Annotated in this window: 13 protein-coding genes; 10 read left to right on the top strand and 3 right to left on the bottom strand. The window is 51.4% G+C overall.

Annotated features, from left to right (window positions below; genetic code table 11):
- Positions 1-10 precede the first annotated feature (10 nt).
- Complete coding sequence (locus ACK3CJ_RS13725; RefSeq protein WP_409522785.1) at positions 11-814, bottom strand: substrate-binding periplasmic protein; 804 nt, start codon at positions 812-814, stop codon at positions 11-13.
- 130 nt (positions 815-944) lie between these two features.
- Positions 945-1,844 carry a substrate-binding periplasmic protein gene (locus ACK3CJ_RS13720; RefSeq protein WP_409522784.1) on the bottom strand — a complete coding sequence of 300 codons (900 nt, stop codon included), beginning with the start codon at positions 1,842-1,844 and terminating at the stop codon, positions 945-947.
- A gap of 184 nt (positions 1,845-2,028) precedes the next feature.
- Here ACK3CJ_RS13720 and ACK3CJ_RS13715 point away from each other — a divergent pair, with 184 nt between their 5' ends.
- Positions 2,029-4,758 (top strand): cation-transporting P-type ATPase, encoded by a 2,730-nt coding sequence (locus tag ACK3CJ_RS13715; RefSeq protein ID WP_409522783.1) that lies wholly within the window; start codon positions 2,029-2,031, stop codon positions 4,756-4,758.
- 6 nt (positions 4,759-4,764) lie between these two features.
- On the opposite strand, the gene ACK3CJ_RS13710 is transcribed toward ACK3CJ_RS13715, so the two are convergent.
- Positions 4,765-5,085 (bottom strand): DUF3301 domain-containing protein, encoded by a 321-nt coding sequence (locus ACK3CJ_RS13710; protein WP_409522782.1) that lies wholly within the window; start codon positions 5,083-5,085, stop codon positions 4,765-4,767.
- A 133-nt stretch (positions 5,086-5,218) separates the two neighbouring features.
- On the opposite strand from ACK3CJ_RS13710, the gene ACK3CJ_RS13705 reads away from it, so the two are divergent.
- From ACK3CJ_RS13705 to ACK3CJ_RS13665, 9 genes are all read left to right on the top strand, one after another.
- A complete protein-coding gene (locus ACK3CJ_RS13705; protein ID WP_409522781.1) occupies positions 5,219-6,697 on the top strand; it encodes a protein adenylyltransferase SelO in 1,479 nt (492 codons plus the stop codon).
- Between the two features lie 76 nt (positions 6,698-6,773).
- The gene (locus tag ACK3CJ_RS13700; protein ID WP_409522780.1) at positions 6,774-7,538 is read left to right on the top strand and encodes a DUF599 domain-containing protein; all 765 of its coding nucleotides are present in this window, start codon (positions 6,774-6,776) and stop codon (positions 7,536-7,538) included.
- Between the two features lie 158 nt (positions 7,539-7,696).
- Complete coding sequence (htpG, locus tag ACK3CJ_RS13695; RefSeq protein WP_409522779.1) at positions 7,697-9,616, top strand: molecular chaperone HtpG; 1,920 nt, start codon at positions 7,697-7,699, stop codon at positions 9,614-9,616.
- 184 nt (positions 9,617-9,800) lie between these two features.
- Positions 9,801-10,697: a GGDEF domain-containing protein gene (locus tag ACK3CJ_RS13690; protein WP_409522778.1), complete on the top strand. Its 897-nt coding sequence runs from the start codon at positions 9,801-9,803 to the stop codon at positions 10,695-10,697.
- Positions 10,698-11,111: 414 nt separating this feature from the next.
- Positions 11,112-12,227 (top strand): ABC transporter ATP-binding protein, encoded by a 1,116-nt coding sequence (locus ACK3CJ_RS13685; protein WP_409522777.1) that lies wholly within the window; start codon positions 11,112-11,114, stop codon positions 12,225-12,227.
- A 50-nt stretch (positions 12,228-12,277) separates the two neighbouring features.
- A complete protein-coding gene (locus ACK3CJ_RS13680) occupies positions 12,278-13,378 on the top strand; it encodes an extracellular solute-binding protein (RefSeq protein ID WP_409522776.1) in 1,101 nt (366 codons plus the stop codon).
- Positions 13,347-14,657, top strand: coding sequence for an ABC transporter permease (locus tag ACK3CJ_RS13675; RefSeq protein ID WP_409522775.1), 1,311 nt, complete (start codon positions 13,347-13,349; stop codon positions 14,655-14,657). Before ACK3CJ_RS13680 ends, ACK3CJ_RS13675 begins: the two co-directional genes overlap by 32 nt.
- Before the next feature lie 14 nt (positions 14,658-14,671).
- Positions 14,672-15,523: an ABC transporter permease gene (locus ACK3CJ_RS13670; protein WP_409522774.1), complete on the top strand. Its 852-nt coding sequence runs from the start codon at positions 14,672-14,674 to the stop codon at positions 15,521-15,523.
- Positions 15,524-15,711: 188 nt separating this feature from the next.
- Positions 15,712-16,416, top strand: coding sequence for a spermidine synthase (locus ACK3CJ_RS13665; protein ID WP_409522773.1), 705 nt, complete (start codon positions 15,712-15,714; stop codon positions 16,414-16,416).
- Positions 16,417-16,476: the final 60 nt, after the last annotated feature.

The raw sequence follows: 16,476 nt of genomic DNA, 5'->3' as shown, positions 1-16,476 counted from the left end.
CGATACATTATCACTCCCACTCAATAACCCCCGGAAACCAGTGTTGCCTGATCTCCCTCAGTCGTCCTGAAGCTTTCAGGTGTTCCACACCGAGATCAAACACCTTCAGCATATCACCTCCGGTGGGGTGGCTTTTGCTGGCAGTGGCATATTCAAAGGTTTCTCCGAAAGCGGGGTGCTTGGTGTAGATATTTGGTAGTCCTGCTTCGCTCAAGGCATAATCGAAGTTGGTTTCATAGCCAGCCAAACCGTCGATCCGGCCAGCATCCAGCATCTGAAAACCCTGAAGTATGTCAGACAGCTCATATTTGTAGAAGCCCTCTGCCTGCTCCCATTCCGTACCATAGTTCCACCCACGCATGGCGCCAAGTGTGAGCTTGTCCAGCGATGTCAGTCCCTCCCACTCCAATGCTTTGTCTGGCAGGGTATAGATGATGAAACTGGCCTCATTGATCGGGTTTACCGAGTAGTGGAAATACTCTGCCCGATCCTCGTTATATCCGGTAGGAAAGAGGATGTCGACCGAATCGCTGCGCGCCATCTCGAAGGCACGGGTCCAGGGAGCGACGTAAATCTGGATGGTATAGCCCTGGCTGTGATAGCTTTCGCGCAGGATGTCCCAGCTGTATCCCTGCAGGCTGCTTGAGTCCTGCCCTGGAGGAATAAGCTCTTCAACTTTACCTGTTGCATCGGGCTTGTTGAATATCAAAGGTGGGTAATCTGTCAGGGTGGCGACACTGACAATGTACTCATCTGCTTGTACTGCTGTAAAGGTGAGTAGCAGGCAAGTAAGTGTTATCAGTCTGAAACGCATCAATAGTTCCCTCTTATTGTTTTGTTGCCTTTAGATTAGCTTGTGTTTTGGCTTTCAGTCGATTGCGGTGGTTCCTGTTGTGTTCGTACAGATCCAGTACTGCTCAACAGGACCAACAGATGAATCAGCGTTAGTCAATTAATGCCTCCTCATTCGATACAAGGGTTTGGCTGCTCATGCTGTCAGGAAACCATTGCGTCTTGATGCGGTCCAACTCTCCACTTGTCCTGAGATAATCCATACCCCGGTCAAACACTTCAAGCAAGTGGCGCGCGTTTGGGTTCTGCTGACTGGCCGCTGCAAACTCCATGGTTCTGCCGAAGGAGGGGTGCTTGGTGTAGATGTTAGGTTTTCCGGCATGATCCAGAGCATAATCGAAATTGGTTTCATAACCGGCAAGGCCATCAATACGGCCAAGATCCAGCATCATGAACGCTTGAAGAATATCGCTCAGAGGGAACTTATCTATTTGATCACTGCCATCCCATTCGAGGCCATAGTTCCAGCCACGCAGCATGCCGATTGTCTGCCCTTCGAGTGATTTCAATCCATCCCATTCGATCTGTTTTTCCGGCAGGGTATAGATGATGAACCTGACTTCATTGATGGGGTGGTGGGAATAATAAAAGTACTCTGCGCGCGCCTGATTGAAACCGGTCGGGAACAAAATGTCGATACTGCCTGCCTTGACCATCTCATAGGCACGCGGCCAGGGCAGTACATTCAGGTCAATCGTGTAGCCTTGGCTGTGATAGCTGGCGCGCAGAACATCCCAACTGAATCCCTGCAGGCTGGTGGCATCCTCTCCCGGCGGAATGCTTTCCTCTATTAGGCCTAAAGTGTCGGATCTACCAAAAGTAAGCGGAGGGTTATCTGTAAGAGTGGCAACCGAGACGCGCTGAGGTTCAGAGAAAGACTCTTCAGAAAAAGGTTCGTCAGATAAAGGTTCTTCAGCGAGAAGCTCGCTGGGAATCAGCAGGATAACCAGTAGAAGCAACCAGCTGGAAGGTCGGGTTGATTTCAGACTCATTGAGTTGTCTGCCACTATTATGAATTACTTAAGTATAAAGCAGTTATTTGCTCGCGTGCAGAAAAACCAAAGCCTGATCTGTATCTATTAAATAAAACTTATATTAACTGTATGCTGGGCTTATGGTTTTACAGGTGCCATGACCCACCATTCTTACATATCTTACGCAGGAGGCACATCAGGAATGACCCGCAAAGAACCCCCTTCAGCCCCAGATAAACCGACGAGTTGGCACAATCTTTCGGCAGATGAAGCACTGACATCCTTACAGACCGATAAAATGGGTTTGCCCGAGAGTGAGTCGTTGGAGCGGCTGAACAGAACTGGCCCGAACCGCCTTAAACCGCCCGTAAAGCAGAGTGGATTAACCCGATTTTTGCTGCAGTTTCATAATGTATTGATCTATATCCTGCTGCTGGCTGCCGTCGGAACCGGCCTGATGCAGCATTGGGTGGATACCGGCGTGATTATCGGGGTGGTTGTGATCAATGCGCTGATCGGATTCATCCAGGAAGGTAAGGCAGAAAAAGCGTTGGATTCAATACGTAATCTACTTTCACCCAAAGCCAAGGTACTGCGCAATGGACACCCTGTTACTGTTGCTTCCGAAACGCTGGTGCCGGGCGATATAGTGATTTTGCAGGGAGGTGACCGTGTCCCTGCTGATCTGCGTCTGTTGGAGGCGCGAAATCTGAGGGTAGATGAAGCGTTGCTGACTGGTGAGTCGGTAGCATCCGAGAAGGCAGTGGGTGCAGTGAAGCAGGATGCGGATCTTGGAGACCGTTTCTGTATGGCTTTTTCCGGCACGCTGGTCGCGTTTGGCCGAGGCATGGGCGTGGTGGTGGAAACCGGCGAGCGTACTGAAATAGGTCGTATCAGCACACTGCTGTCGGAAACCCAGAGTTTGACCACGCCACTGATTCGGCAGATGGATGAGTTTGGGCGCCGGCTCAGTTTTGCCATTATGGCGATTGCTGTAATGACTTTTGCCTTTGGTCTCTGGGTGCGTGATTACTCGGCGGTGGATATGTTTCTGGCAGCGGTCAGCCTGGCTGTGGCTGCAATTCCCGAAGGGCTGCCAGCTATTATGACCATTACTCTGGCCATTGGTGTGCAGCGTATGGCGCGCCGCAATGCAATCATTCGAAGGCTCCCAGCCGTGGAGACACTGGGGTCGGTCACAGAGATCTGCTCCGACAAAACCGGTACGCTGACACGTAATGAAATGACCGTTCAGACAATTGTGACGCGTGAGCGCGAATATCGTGTCAGTGGAGTGGGTTACGGGCCGCAGGGAGACTTCTATCTGGGGGAGGTGGATGTCGAGCCGGGTGATACTGAGGAGGTTCTGGATGAGTTGCTGCAGGCAGTCCTGCTGTGCAATGAGGCGCATCTGGCAGAGCGCGATGGACGTTGGGTACTGGAGGGTGATCCGACTGAAGGTGCATTAATGGCAGTGTCCATGAAGTCTGGCCTTGATCCGGATCAGTTGCGCAAGGATCGCCCGCGTACCGACAGCATCCCCTTTGATTCCGCACATAAGTTCATGTCCACGCTGCATCATGATCATGAAGGACATGGCTATATCATACTCAAGGGTGCGCCCGAGCGGGTTCTGGAGCGTTGCTCCAGTCAGCGAATGCTGGAGGGAGATGCGCCGCTGGACAGAGACTACTGGCATCAGCAGATGGAGCAGGTGGCTGCACATGGGCAGCGGTTGTTGGCGATAGCAGCACGACGCACAGCTCAGGAACATGTTGAGCTGAACTTTGCTGATCTGGAAACGAATATGGTGTTGCTGGGTCTGGTCGGCATCATCGACCCACCACGTGAAGAGGCAATCGTTGCTGTGCGCCAGTGTCACGAAGCCGGTATCCGTGTGCGTATGATTACCGGGGATCATGCAGCAACAGCGTTGGCGATCGGTCGTGAGCTGGGTATCGGGGATGGCAAACAGGCGTTGATCGGACAGGATATAGAGGCGATGACCGATCAGGAGCTGCAGGAGCGGGCGCGTGATATCGAAGTTTTTGCGCGCACGACCCCCGAGCATAAGCTGCGTCTGGTCAAGGCACTACAGGCGGATCAGCAGGTGGTGGCGATGACAGGCGATGGTGTCAATGATGCCCCAGCCCTTAAGCGTGCGGATGTCGGGATCTCAATGGGGATGAAAGGGACAGAAGCCGCCAAAGAAGCATCGGAAATGGTGCTGGCGGATGATAACTTTGCATCCATAGCTTATGCCGTTGAAGAGGGGCGGACGGTTTATGACAATCTGAAAAAAGCGATCCTGTTTATTCTGCCGACTAATGGTGGGCAGGCGTTTACCATAGTAGCAGCGATCTTTCTTGGGCTGGCGCTGCCGCTGGAGCCGGTTCAGGTGCTCTGGGTCAATATGGTGACGGCAGTCACATTGGCGTTGGCGTTGGCGTTTGAACCACCGGAGCCAGGGCTGATGACAAGACAACCGAGGCGCCCGAATTCACCGCTGTTAAGTGGCTTTCTGGTCTGGCGGGTGCTGTTTGTGTCGGTACTGCTTGTGGCTGGAACATTCGGCCATTTCTACTGGATGCTGGAACAGCAGGGGGCAAGCGAAGCGCTGGCCAGAACCACGGCGATCAATACACTGGTAGTGGCGCAGATGTTCTATCTGATCAATAGCCGCTATATCCTGGAATCTGTTCTGAATCGAAACGGTCTGCTGGGCAGCCGTCCGGTTCTACTGGCGATTGGTATTCTGGTGGTGCTGCAGTTGCTGTTCACCTATGCAGGGCCTTTCCAGTTCCTGTTCAACACGGTCGCTATAGGGTTTGATGAGTGGGTGAGGATACTGATTTTCGGTGTGTGTCTGTTATTGGTGGTTGAAGCGGAAAAAGCGATACTGCGACCAAGACTTGATCGCAGTAACACCTGATCCGGTTTATTCAAATCGATGGGGGTCCACCTGCAGGCTGGTGACACGGTGTCCGAGCAGAATGATTTTGCCCTGATACCGCTCATCACCGGTTGATGTGAACTCAAACAGATAGCTGCGCCAGAGGTGCAGTCGGCCGTCATCACCACGTTTAAACCAGAAACCGCGCAGTGCAATACTCTCATCCAACAGTTGCAGATCCATGCTGGCGCAGTAGCGTTTAACATGGCGCAGAGCCAGCTCTTTCATTTTCAACCCCTGCCACCATTGCAACAGGATGAGCAGTATCAGAATCAGCCAGAAAAGGTCGCGCAGTTCAACAAACACCGGTTTCAATCTCCACGCCAGAAGCCACTGAGAGCGGTCGCACAGTGCTAATACCCCTGCTAATCATACAATGATAATTCCTGAGTAAAATGATAAGGTATAGACAGGACTCAACAGAAGATGGATACACGATATGGCTTCACATCATCACCCTCTGGAGCAGCTCACTTTCGATAACAGCTATGCTCGGCTGCCCGAAACCTGGTATCAACGCACCCAGGTACAGCCGCTGAAAAACGCCCATCTTATCAGCTTTAATCCTCAGGTTGCATCTCTTCTGGATCTTGATCCGTGCCGTGTTAATCCCGATCAGTTGGCATACTATTTCGGTGGTGGCGGGCAGTTGCCGGGCAGCGATCCGCTGGCAATGAAATACACAGGCCATCAGTTCGGTGTTTATAACCCGCAACTGGGAGATGGTCGTGGTTTGCTTCTGGGTGAGGTGTTGAATCATAAGGGCGAGCGCTGGGATCTGCATCTTAAAGGGGCAGGGCGTACCACTTTTTCCCGCTTTGGTGATGGTCGTGCCGTTTTGCGCTCCAGTATCCGTGAGTATCTGGTCAGTGAGGCGATGCATGGGCTAGGCATCCCTACCACACGGGCCTTGTGTCTGATCGGCAGTGAGGAATATACGATGCGTCAGGGTATGGAACCCTGTGCCATGCTGCTTCGTGTTACCCAGTCGCATATCCGCTTCGGGCACTTTGAGTATTTTTATTACAGCAACCGACATGATGAGTTGGCTCAGTTGGCTGATTACTGCATTGAACGTTACTACCCAGAATGCAGGCAGACCGAGAACCCGGTCAGTGCTATGTTGGATGAGGTGATTGAACGGACCGCCAGGCTGGTGGCGCAATGGCAGAGCTATGGTTTTGTGCATGGTGTGTTGAACACAGATAACATGTCGATTCTGGGTGAAACCTTCGATTATGGTCCCTATACCTTCATGGATGAATACAGGCCCTCTCTGGTCAGCAACAGTAATGATCATGACGCACGCTATGCCTTTGAACGCCAGCCCGCGATTGTAATGTGGAATCTGGCTTGTCTGGCACAGGCGCTGTTGCCTCTGGTTCCGCGTGAAGTGTTGGAAGCGCAGCTGGACAGTTTCCAGACTCTATTTGAGGCTCACGAGTTGGATATTAAACGTCGCCGCCTTGGATTGCTGACACATCAACCGGGCGATGATGAATTGATTGCAAATCTCTGGCAACTGATGGCTGAACAGCGTCTTGATCTTAATCGTCTGCTGCGCGCTCTGGCACAGTTTCATCCCTCTCAACCGGAAAGTCGCACGGCGGCATTGGCACTGACAGCGACCGAACAGCCCTTGAGCGCCTGGCTGGATCGTTATGCTGATCGCATCGCTCTTGAGGCTGCCAGTCAGCCGATACGTCGGCAGCAGATGCATGCCATGAATCCTCTGTTTGTGTTGCGTAACTATATGGCCGAAGAGGCGATACGTGCTGCGACCCAGGGGGATTATCGTCTGGTGAATGAGCTGCTGGGGCTTTTGCGCCATCCAGGCCAACACAATGACAGCATGATGCACTATGCGTCCACTCCACCTGACTGGGCTGCAGGGATCTGTTTGAGTTGCTCCTCTTGAGCAGCTTCTGCAGTGATTCGTAGAGGTTTATGTTTTACTATAGTGCGACACTATTTGCGGATGTTGAGTCGACTGAATGGAAGATCTGCTGAGTTTTATTTCGGGGAACTGGCTGAACCTGATCGCGTTGGTCTGGTTTCTGATCTGCTTCAATGGCTATATGACTTATACCAGAGTCAAGAGCTACAACACGCCTTGCCTGGCGAGTATTCTGCACCTGTATCGCACCGAATGGATGCGTCACATGCTGATGCGGGAAAACCGTATCACTGACACCACCGCCGTGGCTAACCTGGAGCGTAGTGTCTCGTTTTTTGCATCCACCACCATACTGGTGCTGGCGGGCCTGCTGACGGTTTTCAGTGCCATGGACAAGGCAATCACGCTGGTCGCCGAGATCCCCTTTGCTTATCCCGCTACAAAGGAAGAGCTGGAACTGAAGCTGTTGGTGATGGTGATTCTATTCGTATTTGCATTCTTTAAATTCACCTGGAGCCTGCGTCAGTACGGCTTTGTCTCTGTGATGATCGGCGGTGCGCCCATGCCGCAAGAGGGTGTAGACCGACGTGCGAATGAAGCACATGCGGCACGTATTTCCAAGATGTCGTCGATGGCGGCAAATAATTTCAACCTGGGGCTACGCTCCTATTACTTCAGCATTCCGGTCTTGAGCTGGATGATCAACCCCTGGTTGTTCATGATTCTGACTGTTGTGATTGTGTTTGTACTCTATCGTCGTGAATTTGCGTCCTCCACGTTGAAAACCCTGATGATGAGTTCGGAGTTGAACCCCGAGCTTTATGATCGCCGTCAGGACGATAAATCCATGGGTGGCCTCTGAAAAGGGGACACTTGCTTTATCTTCCCACTTGGCGCCCTTGAAAAAACCCGGGTCTTACCCCATATCCTCACCACGTAGCAGAATTTTCAGTGTACATGCCAGGTGCGTGTATGTTTTTTGAACAAAACGACTGCAGTGATTGATTGGGTAATAGATTTATGAGCACAGAAACTCAGAAAGAAACACTTGGCTTCCAGACCGAAGTAAAACAGCTTCTGCACCTGATGGTGCATTCTCTGTATTCCAATAAAGAGATCTTTTTGCGTGAGCTGATCTCCAATGCGTCAGATGCGGCTGAGAAGCTTCGTTTTGAAGCGCTCTCCAACGCCGACATCTATGAGGGTGATGGCGATCTGAGAGTGCGTGTTGAGTTCGATAAGGATGCCCGCACCGTCACGATAGATGATAACGGTATTGGTATGAGCCGCCAGGAAGTGATCGATCATCTGGGTACGATCGCCAAGTCCGGTACAGCTGGCTTCATGTCCAATCTGACAGGTGATCAGGCAAAAGACAGCCAGTTGATCGGCCAGTTTGGTGTCGGTTTCTACTCCTCCTTCATTGTTGCCGAGAAGGTTGATGTTTACTCACGTCGTGCCGGTTTGCCCGTCACAGAAGGTGTGCACTGGTCCTCTGCCGGTGAGGGTGACTTCTCGATCGGTACGATTGAAAAATCCAGCCGTGGTACGCGCATTGTGCTGCACCTGAAAGAATCTGAAAGCGAGTTTGCTGATGGCTGGCGCCTGCGTTCACTGGTGCGCAAATACTCTGATCATATTGCCGTGCCCGTGCAGATGCTGAAAGAGGCGATGCCGGCTGACGAGGAAGGTGAAGAGGCGAAAGCCGAACCAGTCATCGAGTATGAAAACGTCAACAGTGCCACAGCACTTTGGACGCGCAGCAAGAATGATGTCAGTGATGAGGACTATCAGGCTTTTTACAAGCATATCTCGCACGACTTCAATGAACCGCTGTCATGGTCACACAATAAGGTTGAAGGTAATCTCGAATACACCAGCTTGTTGTATGTACCGGAAAATGCGCCATATGACCTCTGGAACCGTGATGTTCCCCGTGGGCTGAAGCTTTATGTGCAGCGCGTATTCATCATGGATCAGGCAGATCAGTTCCTGCCACTGTACCTGCGCTTTATTCGCGGGGTGGTCGACACCAACAATCTGTCGTTGAATGTATCGCGTGAAATTCTACAGAAAGATCCGAATGTCGATAAGCTGCGCTCAGCCTTGACCAAGCGTGTTCTGGACATGTTGGCGAAGCTGGCCAAAGACGATACCGAGAAGTACAACAACTTCTGGAAAGAGTTCGGACAGGTGCTGAAGGAGGGCCCGGCTGAAGACTACTCCAACCGCGAGAAAGTACTCAAGCTGTTGCGCTTTGCATCCACTCATGAAGGCAAGCCAGAGCAGACGGTTGCGCTGGAAGACTACGTGGCGCGCATGAAAGAGGGTCAGGACAAGATCTACTACGTTGTGGCTGACTCTTTCAATGCGGCGAAGAATAGCCCACATCTGGAAATATTCCGCAAGAAAGGCATCGAAGTGCTGCTGCTCAGTGATCGTATCGATGAGTGGATGATGAGCCAGTTATTTGATTTCGATGGCAAGTCTTTGCAGGATGTGACCAAAGGTGAACTGAAGCTGGGTGATATCGAATCGGAAGAGGAGAAACAGCAGCAGGAGGAAGTCAGCAAACAGTTTGAGGGGCTGATCGAGCGGCTGGACAAGGTGCTGGAAGGGCGTGTCTCTAATGTGCGTGTTACACACCGTTTGACGGACTCTCCTGCCTGTCTGGTATTGGGTGACTATGATATGGGGCTGCAGATGCGCAAAATCATGGAAGCAGCTGGCCAGAAAGTGCCTGACAGCAAACCGATTTTTGAAGTGAACCCCGAGCACCCGCTGATTCAGAAACTCGATCAGGAGAGTATCGAAGACCGCTTCTCGGAGCTGGCGCTGGTGTTGTTTGATCAGGCCGAGCTGGCGGCTGGTGGTCAGTTGGATGACCCTGCAAGCTATGTGTCGCGTCTTAACAAGTTGTTGCTGGAACTCAGCGCCTGATAAAGGTCTGATTTTCAGCCTATACTAAACAGCCACCTTCGGGTGGCTGTTTTGCTTTTATGTCCAAGGATGGACAGTATGCTGGCAATGCAGGAGCAATTGCCAGCGATGTGTTTCCTTTTTTGGCAATATGGTTTAATTTGCTTAAAGACAGACTATTTTGATAACCGGTTTGGAGTAAGAAATGTCTGAGAATAAGAAGGCTTTACTCAATCAGTTCGATGCACTCCTGGCAGTAACCACTGATATGGTGTTGCTGCTCAAGGATGATAGAGTGATCGGCGCCAGTGCCGGTGATCAGGAATGGCTTGATGCCAGTCAACTGCTTGAAAAGAAACTGAGCGATATTCTTCCACAGGATATGGCCAGCTATTTCAGTGATCTCGGCAAGAAGGCGTTTGAATCTGGTGATACAGTACACGCTGACTATGCGTTTCGTCCGGAGCATATGCCTTTTTTCAGCGAACTTGGCATGCCAGAGCCCATTGCTTACAAAGGTCGTATGAGGGCGGCAGACAATAATGTAATTGTCTGGGTGTCCAAAAATATGAATGATCGTAAGAGGCTTGAGCGCAAGATCACACATCAGGCGCAACGTGACTCCCTGACAGGTGCTTATAACCGGCGTGCGCTTTTACCGGTACTGGAACAGAACGTGGCGCAGTCGATACGTTATGACGGTATCTGCAGTCTGTTGTTGATTGATATCGACAACTTCAGTGACATAAACGATCAGTTTGGCTGGGATGCGGGTGATCAGCTTCTGCGGCAGATTGTGACCGAGCTGCACCGTATGAAACGTACGTCTGATTTTCTGGCGCGCTATGGTGATGACCAACTGGCGTTGTTTTTGTCGGAAACCAACCATGAGCAGGCGATGTTGGCAGGCGAGCGTGTCAGACGTCTGGTGCATGAGCTGGAGGTACCCTACCCGACAGGCATTCTCAAGTGTACTGTGAGCGTAGGCGTTTCTTCTATCATCGGACTTGAAGATACGGCTCCGGATATGCTCAAGCGCATTGAAGAGAATCTGGCTGTGGCCCGTCACAGCGGTGGTAATCGCGTTGAAGGTGAGGGCTGACGACCCCGGATTAACTCCTTTCGCGACTGTCTCAATACCAGGTCCTGTTAATCATGACAGGACCTGTCTGACCTCTGGTTCACCTTCAGCCGCTGTTGATAAATAAGCCTTCTGCATCAACATTTCAGGTTGCGAAATCCCACTTTATGATCCATCTTTTGATGGGGCTGAAATGCAATTCCAAAATGGAATGTAAGAATTCCTTTAATTATCAGTATTTTATAAAAATTATACAAAATGTCGGTACTTTTATACAAAGTGTCGTTTGCAGCCTTTGCGCCGGTTGTACTATCAATCATATTCAGATATGTTTCTTATAAGAACAATAATTACGACTGTGCTGCTGAACTGTTTTGTCAGTTCAGGCTTGTTTGGTCGATCTGCCCAGCCCAAAAGTCGGGAGGAGAACTACCAATGGAAACACCGACCAATATGGATCGGAAAGAGAAGAAAAAATCCTTCGTGGTTTTTGACAGTGTGCAAAAAACCTATGATGGAGAATCTCTTGTTGTTAAGAACTTCAACCTGGATATGGATCAGGGAGAGTTCATTACACTGCTTGGGCCCTCTGGTTCAGGTAAAACGACTTGCCTGATGATGATGGCTGGCTTTGAGGTACCGACCCATGGGCAGATTCTGCTCGATGGTGTACCCATCACCCGTTTACCGCCGCACAAGCGAGGAATCGGGATGGTGTTTCAGAACTATGCCCTTTTTCCTCACATGACCGTCGCCGAAAACCTTGCTTTCCCTCTTCAAGTTCGCAATATCAATAAATCTGATGTCACCGCCAAAGTGAAACGTGCACTGAGCATGGTTCGCCTGGAGAATTTTGGTGATCGTCGTCCAGCTCAGTTGTCCGGTGGTCAGCAGCAGCGCGTTGCCGTTGCACGTGCACTGGTGTTTGAGCCGGAACTGGTGTTGATGGATGAGCCTCTGGGTGCGCTTGATAAAAACCTGCGCGAAGAAATGCAGTTCGAGATCAAGCATATCCATGATCAGTTGGGTGTCAGCATGATCTATGTGACACATGACCAGTCCGAAGCGCTGACCATGTCAGATCGCATCGCCGTATTTGATGACGGTATCGTACAGCAGCTTGCTTCACCCGAAGCGCTCTATGAAGCACCTGAAAATGCCTTTGTAGCGAGCTTCATCGGTGAAAACAACGCATTTGTTGGTGATGTACTGGAGCTGAGCGAACAGGAAGCCACTGTGAAACTGCCTGGCGGGCAGATGGTGCGTGCACTGCCGGTTAACGTGTCAGGTAAGGGGCAGAAAAGCACCCTGTCACTTCGCCCTGAGCGCGTTGTGATCAATCCGGAACCCGGGACACAACCTAATATTCTGGATGCCGTGGTGCATGAGGTGATCTACATGGGAGATCATCTCAGAACCCGATTTGCCGTTGCTGGAAATGACAATTTCATTGTAAAAACCCCTAACTCTTTCGGTGTCAGCCGCCATAAGGCGGGAGACAAGATAACAGTTGGATGGAACGTAAGTGACTGTCGCGCATTAGATGCGTGAATCGAAACGCAGGCATATGCCTGAACAAAAACAACATGCAGGAGCTACACATGAAAAAATCTTTTCGTAAATCCGCTTTGACGGCTGCCGTGATGCTGGGCACTTTGGGTGTCGTATCTGTGGCTCAGGCTCAGGAACCTCTGAACGTGGTTTCCTGGGGTGGTGCTTATACCATGAGTCAGGAAGAGGCTTACTCCAAGCCCTGGACTGAGCAAACCGGGCAGCGCATTGTCAATATTGACCGTTCTGCGACCGGTCTGGCAGGACTTCGTGCACAGGTAGAGGCTGGTAACGTGACCTGGGATCTGGTGGATATGCTACCGGCAGATGCCAAAATCGCTTGTGCTGAGGGCCTGATCGAAGTACTGGATCATGATGAGTTGCTGTCACCAGCACCAGATGGAACACCAGCGAGTGAAGATTTTGTACCAGGTGCGCTGGATGAGTGCTTTGTAGCCACCATCGTTTACTCCAACATCGTTGCCTTCAATACCGAGATGTTCCCTGCAGACAAGAAGCCATCCAAGATAGCCGATATCTTCGATCTGGAAAACTATCCAGGCATGCGCTCACTGCAACGTCGTCCAATCAATAACCTGGAATGGGCGCTGCTGGCCGATGGCGTGCCGCATGGTGAAGTCTACGACATGCTGGCGACTGAAGCGGGCCTGGAGCGTGCTTTCGCCAAGCTGGATACCATCAAAGACAACACCATCTGGTGGTCGGAAGGTGCACAGCCACCACAGCTGCTGGCAGATAAAGAAGTCGCGTTTGCCTCTGCTTATAACGGTCGTATCTTTGACGCTCAGGTGAACGAGAGTCAGCCATTCGAAATCATCTGGGATGGGCAGGTATTCGAGCTGGATGGCTGGGTTGTACCTCAAGGCAAAATGGATACTGCCAAGGAGTTCCTGCGTTTTTCCACGGATACAGAGCGTAACGCCGGTCAGGCGAGTTACATCTCTTATGGTCCTTCTCGTATGAGTGCGGCTGGACTAGTCGGTAATCACATCCCAACCGGCGTGGAAATGACTCCACATATGCCGACATATGAGCCTAACTTTGCTACGGCTCTGCCAAAAGATGATGAATTCTGGGCTGACTATCAGGATGAACTGAATGAGCGTTTCGATGCCTGGCTCGCAAACTAATCCCGAACCCGGGGTTAACGGCAGCGGCGGTGCGACAGCACCGCTGCTCGCCGCAGATGGGCGCCCGCTGAAGGTAAGTCTTCGTCGGGCACTGTTCAAAAACAAGGCAAGAGCGCTGCTGCTGGTATCGCCATTGCTGATCTTCCTCGTTATTACTTTCGTCATGCCGATCTTCAGCATGCTGACACGTAGTGTCGAAAGTAATGAAGTGGTTACGCTGCTACCCAACACAGCCATGGCGATTCAGGCCTGGGACGGTGATGGTCTTCCTGACGAGCTGACTTTTGCCGCATTGGCTGGGGATCTCAAACAGGGGCAGATAGATCGTAATCTGGGCCGTGTGGCGAGCCGACTGAATTATGAATATTCAGGTATGCGCTCAACCATCACGGGTACAGCACGACGGATAACCAATCTGGAAAATCCGGAGTCCTGGAAGGATGCGCTGATTGATGCTAACGATAACTGGGCGGACACAGGTGTCTGGCGAGTTATCAAGCGTGAGTCATCAGGCTATACCTTGAGCTACTACCTTGCTGCAATGGATATGCGTTACAACGAGGACGGCGAGATGGTTCGGCAGCCGGAAACGCGCAGAGTCTATGTGGACTTGATGGTCAAGACGCTCTGGATGAGTATTCTGATTACCTTCATGTGCTTCATACTGGGCTATCCGGTGGCATTCTTACTGGCCAGTCTACCGTTGAGTACCTCTAACCTGCTGATGATGATGGTGTTATTGCCGTTCTGGACCTCTTTGCTGGTTCGAACGACAAGCTGGATCGCCATTTTGCAAAGTCAGGGTGTGCTGAACAATATTCTGGTCTCTATCGGCGTTGTGGATGACGATAACCGGCTGCAGCTGATCTATAACCAGATCGGAACAATTGTAGCGATGACACACATCCTGCTGCCGTTCATGATTCTGCCGTTGTATTCAGTGATGAAGAGTATTTCGCCCTCTTATATGCGTGCTGCGCGCTCGATGGGCGCAACAGGCTATACCGCCTTCAGGCGTGTCTACTTCCCGCAGACACTGCCGGGGATAGGAGCGGGTGCCATACTGGTGTTCATTCTGGCAATCGGCTACTACATTACACCAGCGCTGGTGGGTGGAGAGTCTGGCCGCTTTATCACCAACTTCATTGCGTACCATATGCAGGTATCACTGAACTGGGGGCTGGCTGCTGCAATCGCATCGATTCTGCTTGGTTTGGTTATCATGTTGTATCTACTCTACAACCGCATCGTCGGTTCAGATAATCTGAAGCTGGGTTAAGGGAGGAAATACCTATGGCAGTTCCTGCCTACGCAACACCTGCTGAAAAGATCTGGTATTACGCCTTCAGAATAATATGTGGTCTGATCTTCTGTTTCCTGGTTGGGCCACTGTTTATTATTATTCCGTTGAGCTTCAATGCTGAGCCTTACTTCTCCTTTACGCAGAAGATGTTGACTCTGGATCCAGAAGGCTTTTCACTGAGGTGGTATCAGGACTTCTTCACGTCGGCTGCCTGGCTGCACTCGATCAAGAACAGTATCATCATTGCAATTGCCTCAACGATATTGGCAACGGTGCTAGGCACCATTGCGGCACTGGGTCTGTCCAGTCGCTTCATGCCTTATCGGTCGGTGGTGATGGCGATACTGATTTCACCTATGATCGTACCGGTGATTATCTCTGGTGCAGGTATGTTCTTTTTCTTCTCCAGCATAGGGATAGCACAGACCTATCTGGGGGTGATTCTGGCACATACCGCACTGGGTATACCCTTTGTGGTGATTACGGTCACTGCCACACTGACTGGCTTCGATCAGAGTCTGGTCAGGGCCGCTGCATCGATGGGTGCAAACCCGACAGTTACCTTCTTCAAGGTGATACTGCCACTGGTGTTGCCAGGGGTTATTTCGGGTGCACTGTTTGCCTTTGCCACCTCGTTCGATGAGGTAGTGGTAGTGCTGTTCATCTCGGGTCCGGCGCAGTCGACGATGCCGATTCAGATGTGGTCGGGTATTCGTGAGTCAATCAGTCCAACGATCCTGGCAGTGGCCAGCATCTTGGTACTGTTGTCGATCGCAATGCTGACGACGGTGGAGCTGTTGCGTCGCCGATCTGAAAAAATTCGTGGTATCTCCCCGGGTTGATCAACTCAATCCATTTTGAAAGCGGGCTTGGCCCGCTTTTTTTTGTTCTTGACGCATAAACTTGTGAGGCGGTTGAGTGATTTTTCTCGACCCCGTCATCTGAGCGGGTTAGCATTGCCGCCCGGCGTTCCTGCCTGCTGACTCTGAATATTACAACTCTAAATTTTACTCATTTTTGCTGAGGCTCCATGAAACCCACCATCCTGCTGGGCACAGCCCTTATTCCTGATACCCGGACAGAGCTGAAGCTTTATTCCCATGATGGTGAGTTTTCCATCAAAATTCCCGGTCGGGGAGAGCTGATGAACACACGTGTACATGGGTCGGAAATTGCTCTGGCTGAACTGGCCTGCGAGCGGATGGCTGAGAAACAGACTCCAAGAGTGTTGGTTGGTGGTCTGGGCATGGGCTTTACTCTGGCGGCTGCTTTGAAATCTGCAGGCCCGACCGCAGAGGTTGTTGTTGCAGAGCTGGTGCCAGAGGTAGTCGAGTGGAATCGTACTCTGATGGGCGAAGCATCGGGCCATCCGCTATCAGACCCGCGCAGTAAAGTACATGTTGGGGATGTGGCAGAGCTGATCCGTTCAGAAAAGGGTGGGTTCGATGCCATCATGCTGGATGTGGATAACGGTCCGGAAGCGATGATTCGTCGTGAGAACAACTGGTTGTATACCATTGCAGGGCTTGAAGCGGCGCGTCGTGCTTTGCGACCGGGTGGTGTGCTGGCTGTATGGTCTGCCGGGCCCGATCAGATGTTCAAGGCTCGCTTGCACCATGCGGGATTCAAGGTGGAGGAGAAGATTGTCAGGCCGAACAGATCCGGCAAGGGATCGCGCCACTATATCTGGGTGGGTACATCAAGAGTCACGTCCAGAGCCTCATCTGGAGTTTGAGGTGCTGAGGAGTTGTAAGTGAATATTGTGGCAGGAGTAGCACTCCTGCCACAGATGAAG

This window comes from Nitrincola salilacus, assembly GCF_046271865.1.
GTDB lineage: Bacteria > Pseudomonadota > Gammaproteobacteria > Pseudomonadales > Balneatricaceae > Nitrincola > Nitrincola salilacus.
This window is presented reverse-complemented; position numbering and strand designations above follow the sequence as displayed.